Here is a 6,605-nt window from a genome sequence, read left to right as displayed (position 1 = left end):
GCGTTCGTCCTGAGCCAGGATCAAACTCTCCATAAAAGAAATTTGATTAGCTCAAATTGTTTTGCTGGCATCATGTTCGATGTCCAAAATTGCGTTTCGTTCACTAACTGAAGCTAGTTACTTAAAACTTTATTGATTACGATTTGCTTGTTCAGTTTTCAAGGTTCATTTTGTTTACTGCTGTTTCAGCAGCAACTCTTATATAATATCATGCGCCACACACCGTGTCAACAATAATTTTAAAATTATTTTTCCGTTTCAATCAGTTGTATTAGCGACTTTTATAACTATACCATAATCTTTTTATATTGCAAGCCTTTTATAAAATAAATATTAAAGCTGTTATTCCTAAGACACCAGGAATACCTAAAACAGCGATTGTTAAGACCGAAAACAGATTGATTGGCACATTATATCCTATATAACCAATACCTAAATGGATTACGAATAATAGTAGAAAAGCAAATGCAAATCTAAACCAAAACACCGATAATCCTTCTAAGATTTTACCCATTTTAGCATGTCTTATTATTACATAAAGAAAAAGAAGCCCGACAGGAATACAAATACTCATAATTACTAACTCAGACATATAGTTGCCCCCTCAATTAAATAATTATGAAAGTTTATGTTTCCTGTTTTGCTTCTATGAATATTTTACAAAGAACTATTTTATTAATACCTTACGAATTCTAGCTTCCTTAAACAAATAGAAATGAATACTTTCTGCTGTTTTGCGTTGAGCAATTACACCTATGTCATAATCATCCATTAATTCTTCTATTATCTTTGCCTGCTGTAAATCCTCTTTTGTTTCTTTAATCAGATTCACAAGCTTATCATCAAATTCCTTTTTTAATTTCCCTTTACTACGGAAGAACATACTAATCCCTCACTCATAACTCGCGTCGGCCTTCCATTGCCTTAGACAGCGTAACCTCATCTGCGTATTCTAGATCTCCACCTACTGGCAATCCATGAGCAATACGAGTTGTACGAATGCCTGACGGTTTGACAAGGCGAGAAATATACATAGCGGTTGCCTCACCCTCGATTGTTGAATTTGTAGCTAAAATAAGTTCTTGGACACTTTCATCTTGCAAGCGCACTAGCAAAGAAGCAACATTAATGTCTTCTGGACCAATACCATCCATTGGTGAAATAGCTCCTTGAAGTACATGGTACATACCGTTGTAGTCACGCATTTTTTCCATTGCAATCACATCTTTTGTATCTTGTACAACACAAATAATAGAATGATCTCGCTGCTTATCTGTACATATGTGACAAGGATCTACATCCGTTATATTGCCACAAATAGAACAGTAGCTTAGGTTTCGTTTAGCATCAATTAGTGCTTTAGAGAAAGATAATACATCGTCTTCCTTCATTGTTAACACAAAAAACGCCAGACGAGCCGCAGTTTTCGGCCCGATACCTGGCAATTTCATAAAACTATCGATCAATTTAGATATTGGTTCTGGGTAGTACATATGAATACCTCCTAGAATGGAAGGTTTAAGCCTTGCGTGAATTTACCCATAGTTGAGTTTGTTTTTTCTTCTACTTTTTTCAACGCTTCATTTGTTGCAATAACAATTAGGTCTTGTAGCATTTCGATATCTTCTGGGTCTACTACAGATTCATCTAGATTTACTGAAACTACTTCACGCTGACCAGAAACTGTTACTTTCACCATACCGCCGCCTGCAACACCTTCAAATTGCTCAGCATTTAGAGCTTCTTGAGCCTCCATCATTTCCTTTTGCATTTTTTGCATTTTTTTCATCATACCTTGCATATTTCCCATTCCACGCATAAATGTTTCCTCCTAAAAATTTAATCTTCAATAATTTCAACAAAATCTTTACCAAAGAGCTTTTCAGCCTCTGTTACAAGTGGGTCTTGTGAAGCAAGAGGTTGGGCATCATCGATAAATGGTTCTTCTGGCATTTCTGCCGGTGGTGGCTCTAATAATTCTTCTCCATGCTCTGATTCAGTCTGTGATTTCTTTTGCTGCAGACCATGATCACGAATAAACTCTTCACGCATTTTTAACCATGATTCTTCTGGTATACATAGCATCTCGTACATTGTACCAGTTTGCCCTGCAATTAATTGTGTAAAGTGAGCCTTTAAAGACTGGTTGTCGGCAACCATCTGACAATGAATATCATACTTGAATTTTAACACAAAAGCACTTGAAGATGCCGCAACAGGTTCGGCTTCTGCTAAAAGAGCCGATTGTGATTTTTGCATTTGACTTAAGGCTTGTGCCCAAATGGACTTAATACGTTGCACATCCTGCTTTGTTGCATCTTTCAGCACTTCCTGAATACGACCTGTAGGTGCTTTATAACCATTCGGGCTTTTAGCTCGAGGCCGTTGCTCTTTTTGTGCTGTCGTCGTTTGCATAGGTGTACCCGTTTGCAGTTGTAAGGATAGTTGCTGAACCAGTTGTTCAAGAGCTACAATTTTTTGAGTGAGATCAGGGTTTTCTCCCATTTCATTTGTAGTAACCGTCTGATGGGCTATCCCTCCTGAAAACTGTACCATTTTAAGCAAAGCCGTCTCTAAATAAATTTTGGTATGGTGAGAGAAACGCATCTCTTGCTGTGTCTTTGCAAGTATATCAATATATCCATAAAGCATATTTGGTGCAAACTCGTGTGCTAAAGTGAATACACGTTCCTCAGGAGATACAAGCTCTAAAAGTTCAGCTAAATCATCACTTGTTTGAAGTAATAATAAATCGCGGAAAAATGTAATTAAATCCTCTGAAAGTCGCAAAGGGTCCTTACCGTCAGCTATAAGTTGCTCTAAAAGGGTAAGCATTTGCGCAACATCTTTTACTTTGAGTGCCTCCGCTAGATCATAAAAAACATCCTGACTAATAGAACCTGTAACTAACAACGTATCCTCAAGTTTTAATTTTTCGCCACTAAAAGACACAACTTGGTCCAATAAGCTTAAAGCATCACGCATTCCCCCTGCGGCTGATTGTGCAATCACCTTTAAACCTTGTTCTTCATATGGTAAGTCAATATCTTCTAAAACAACTTTCATACGTTCAATAATATCATTAGTAGAAAGTCGTTTAAAATCAAAGCGCTGACAACGAGAAATGATCGTAGCAGGCAATTTATGAGGCTCTGTAGTTGCTAAAATAAACACGGCATGAGGAGGTGGTTCTTCCAACGTTTTTAAAAGAGCGTTAAAAGCACTTGTAGAAAGCATATGCACTTCGTCTATGATGTACACCTTATATCTACTGCTTGCGGGAGCAAAACGAACCTTTTCTATGATATCCCTTATCTCTTCAACACGTGAATTTGAGGCTGCATCAAATTCAATTACATCTGGATGAGAACCATCTGTAATACTTATGCATGTAGCACATTCATTACACGGCTCTTTCGATGGTGCATGTTCACAATTCAAGGCCTTCGCAAAGATTTTAGCAGTACTTGTTTTCCCTGTACCACGGGGCCCAGAAAACAAGTAAGCATGTGTTGTTTTATTTGCTAGGAGAGCATTTTGTAGCGTTCTTTTGACATGTGTTTGACCAGACATTTCTCGAAAAGATTGCGGTCTATACACACGGTAAAATGCTTGATACGTCACTGATTTCCTCTCTCCTTCTCCATTTAATTGAATAGTTTTATTATAGCATTTGCTGCATTATATAGAAAATGAAGTTGCTAAATTTAAAATAAAAAAGCATCCGCCTATAATAGACGGATGCTTTGAATTGGCAATTTAATGCCGTGCACCTTTCCTTGACAGCCGCACATAAGCGTTACTCTTGTCGTTAGCTCAGATTAGGCAACCCCGCGGCACATGAATAAGACCACTTAATGCTGCTTCCTTCCGGACCTGACATGGTTCATGGGTATCCATTGCGCAGGACCCAATCGTCAACACTACGTGCAAAAGGCAGACCAAACAATACGGACAGCCTCGAAAAAGGAATTCAGTCTCGCTAGAGCGGATTGCGAGTTACAGGACACCGCTACCTTCCCACCTAGCACGGCAATAACTAGTATACTGACTGTTTGTATAAAATGCAACTTAATGCACAAATTATTTATTTCTAAGTGACGATTTAAACATTATATATTTTTTCAAAAATTATCTTGACGTTCGTTTCTAGTTATGATAAATTTATTTTTGTCGATAAGACAGTAAAGCAATATAACATGGAGGTATACCCAAGTCTGGCTGAAGGGATCGGTCTTGAAAACCGACAGGCGGGTAACACCGCGCGGGGGTTCGAATCCCTCTACCTCCTCCAGTTTTAAATTTCCGACTACGAATGTAGCCGTTTTTTTTTGCCTAAATTGTATGTATTACTTGTTAGATACCACTTCCGCCTCGGTTGTGGTATTTTTTATTATATCAATGATGGGAGGTTGTTGAATTGCAATCGAAATTACTTATGACGCGTGCTTCCCTTACTTGGATTTTCATTATTGCTGTTATGACCGCAATAGGTAGTGAAATTAAAATTATGCCTTTTGCTAATACAACTTTCCGTTTTGGTTTAGGAACAATTGTCTTCTTTTTATGCACATTAATTAAACCTACACCAATTATTTTAGCAGGTGTAGCTACCGGTATTGTGACAACTATTTTTCGGGTTATTAATTCGACATTACATGATGTTCTGATTGCCGAGAGTATATTTAACCATTTACCAGCCGGTTTATTTTATGTATTGTTTGCAGTATGCCTGCAAATTTTAGATATTCAACAATACAGAGAAAAACCACTAAAACTTGGTTTACTCGTTGCTTTTAGTGAGGTCATCAGTAATTTAGCTGAACAAATTTTCCGATTTTTTGTCCAAACATATACTTTTTTATTTCTCCATGATCTCTTGATCCTATTAGCGGTAGCATTATTACGAAGCTTTTTTGTAGTAGGGATTTACAGCTCTATTTTGATAGCTGAACAAAAAAAGCGGGTACAAGAAATGCTGAATATTGGATCTGATCTCTATGTGGAGACACTATATTTAAAAAAGTCAATGAATCATATTGAAACAATTACAGGTAGTGGTTATGAATTATATCGTCAGTTAAAGACGCTAGGTTTTCGAGCGGAAAGTTTACAAGCACTTCATATTGCCCAGGAAATCCATGAAGTGAAAAAGGATTCTCAACGGATATATGCTGGTATTTCAAAGATTGTCGGGGAAAAGAGCTTTGGCCCTTTTGTATTATCTGAATTATTGCATTATATTGAAGAAGGTAATAGGAAATATGCAGAATTACTCGGTAAGGAAATACAATTTAATACATGTATAGACTTCGATTTTCAAACGAAAGATCATATTGCACTCCTTGCTCTATTAAATAATTTATCAGCCAATGCTGTTGAGGCTATTGAAAAGCAAGGGATCATTTCTATTGCTATTGAGCGCCAAGAGGATAATACTGTAATAACCGTATGTGATAATGGACAAGGGATTTCACAAGCAGATATTTCTGTTATTTTTGAACCTGGATACACCACTAAATTCAATGTTGATGGTGTTGCAGCAACTGGCATTGGGCTTTCACATGTTGCTGAACTAGTAGAAAAATTAAAAGGCTCAATAACCGTTGAATCAAACAATCAATACACAACGTTTAAAATCATAATTCCTACGCAAACTATTCAAACGGGAGAGACTTAAATGAGGTATTTTATTGTAGATGATGATCGTGCAAGTCGTGTTATGTTAAAGCAAATTATTGAAGATAGCGGGTTAGGAACAGTTATTGGTGAGGCTCGCAATGGTGAGGATGCCATTCCACAAATTTTAATGACACAGCCAGAGTTTGTGCTTATTGATTTACTGATGCCTAAGCTTGATGGCATAGCAACTGTGGAACAACTTATGCAAAATCGTTTCGAGGGACAATTTATTATGATTTCACAGGTAGTGAATAAGGAAATGGTTGGGGAAGCATATGAGCAAGGAATTGATTTCTTCATTCATAAACCAATCAATCGTATTGAAGTTGAAAATGTTTTGAAAAAAACAACTGAACAATTTCGACTTAAAAATTCACTATTAGTAATACGTCAATCACTTACAAACATTGAGTTAAGTGAACAAAAGACTCATAAAGCTACATCACGAGACCATATTCAATCTATCTTGAATGATATGGGGATTGTCGGGGAAATTGGTAGTGAGGATATCATTGCCATTATCGAAACATTACTTGCTCACCAGCACAAGATTGCCCCCCTTCCTCCATTAAAGGAGCTTTATGAAGAAATTGCTGCTGTGACCAAGGCTACGCCAGATGAAATTTTAAAAGAGAGTAAGGCCATCGAGCAGCGTGTGCGTCGTACAATATTAGCTGCCATGATTAATCTCGCTAATTTAGGGGTTGTTGATTACACAAACTCAGAATTCGAGTACTATGCCCCTCGCTATTTTGATTTTAAAGAAATTCGTCAGCTCATGACACAGATTGAAGATCACGATAATCGTAAAGCAAAGGTAAATATTAAGAAGTTTATTCAAGTGTTATATTCAGACATTTTAACAAAAGTAAATTAATTTTCTCGGATTTTGTCGGATTCCATAAGTCCTCCGTATTATTAAA

The 6,605-nt window shown here is 37.0% G+C and carries 7 protein-coding genes, 1 tRNA gene and 1 other RNA gene; 3 read left to right on the top strand and 6 right to left on the bottom strand.

Annotated elements, in window-relative coordinates; translation table 11 throughout:
- Positions 1 to 319 precede the first annotated feature (319 nt).
- The 6 genes from HCH28_RS24670 to ffs all read right to left on the bottom strand — a co-directional run bounded on the left by HCH28_RS24670 (position 320) and on the right by ffs (position 4,033).
- Complete coding sequence (locus HCH28_RS24670) at positions 320 to 592, bottom strand: pro-sigmaK processing inhibitor BofA family protein (RefSeq protein WP_004233951.1); 273 nt, start codon at positions 590 to 592, stop codon at positions 320 to 322.
- A 75-nt stretch (positions 593 to 667) separates the two neighbouring features.
- Positions 668 to 883, bottom strand: a complete 216-nt coding sequence (locus HCH28_RS24665) for a YaaL family protein (RefSeq protein WP_221683478.1) — start codon at positions 881 to 883, stop codon at positions 668 to 670.
- A gap of 13 nt (positions 884 to 896) precedes the next feature.
- Complete coding sequence (gene recR, locus HCH28_RS24660) at positions 897 to 1,493, bottom strand: recombination mediator RecR (protein ID WP_221683476.1); 597 nt, start codon at positions 1,491 to 1,493, stop codon at positions 897 to 899.
- A gap of 11 nt (positions 1,494 to 1,504) precedes the next feature.
- The gene (locus tag HCH28_RS24655; RefSeq protein ID WP_004233957.1) at positions 1,505 to 1,819 is read right to left on the bottom strand and encodes a YbaB/EbfC family nucleoid-associated protein; all 315 of its coding nucleotides are present in this window, start codon (positions 1,817 to 1,819) and stop codon (positions 1,505 to 1,507) included.
- Positions 1,820 to 1,839: 20 nt separating this feature from the next.
- Entirely contained in the window at positions 1,840 to 3,624 is a 1,785-nt protein-coding gene (gene dnaX, locus HCH28_RS24650; protein ID WP_221683475.1) for a DNA polymerase III subunit gamma/tau, read from the bottom strand.
- Between the two features lie 141 nt (positions 3,625 to 3,765).
- An RNA gene (ffs, locus tag HCH28_RS24645) (signal recognition particle sRNA large type) lies at positions 3,766 to 4,033 on the bottom strand.
- 168 nt (positions 4,034 to 4,201) lie between these two features.
- On the opposite strand from ffs, the gene HCH28_RS24640 reads away from it, so the two are divergent.
- The 3 genes from HCH28_RS24640 (at position 4,202) to HCH28_RS24630 (ending at position 6,559) form a co-directional block, all read left to right on the top strand.
- Positions 4,202 to 4,294, top strand: a tRNA-Ser gene (locus HCH28_RS24640).
- A gap of 126 nt (positions 4,295 to 4,420) precedes the next feature.
- A complete protein-coding gene (locus HCH28_RS24635) occupies positions 4,421 to 5,680 on the top strand; it encodes a sensor histidine kinase (RefSeq protein ID WP_221683473.1) in 1,260 nt (419 codons plus the stop codon).
- Positions 5,681 to 6,559, top strand: a complete 879-nt coding sequence (locus HCH28_RS24630) for a response regulator (protein ID WP_048391012.1) — start codon at positions 5,681 to 5,683, stop codon at positions 6,557 to 6,559.
- Positions 6,560 to 6,605 lie beyond the last annotated feature (46 nt).

Origin of the sequence: Lysinibacillus sp. K60, from assembly GCF_019731275.1 — a bacterium.
Taxonomy (GTDB): domain Bacteria; phylum Bacillota; class Bacilli; order Bacillales_A; family Planococcaceae; genus Lysinibacillus; species Lysinibacillus capsici.
The sequence above is the reverse complement of the archived record's forward strand: the minus strand, read 5'-3'. Positions and strand labels throughout refer to the sequence as shown.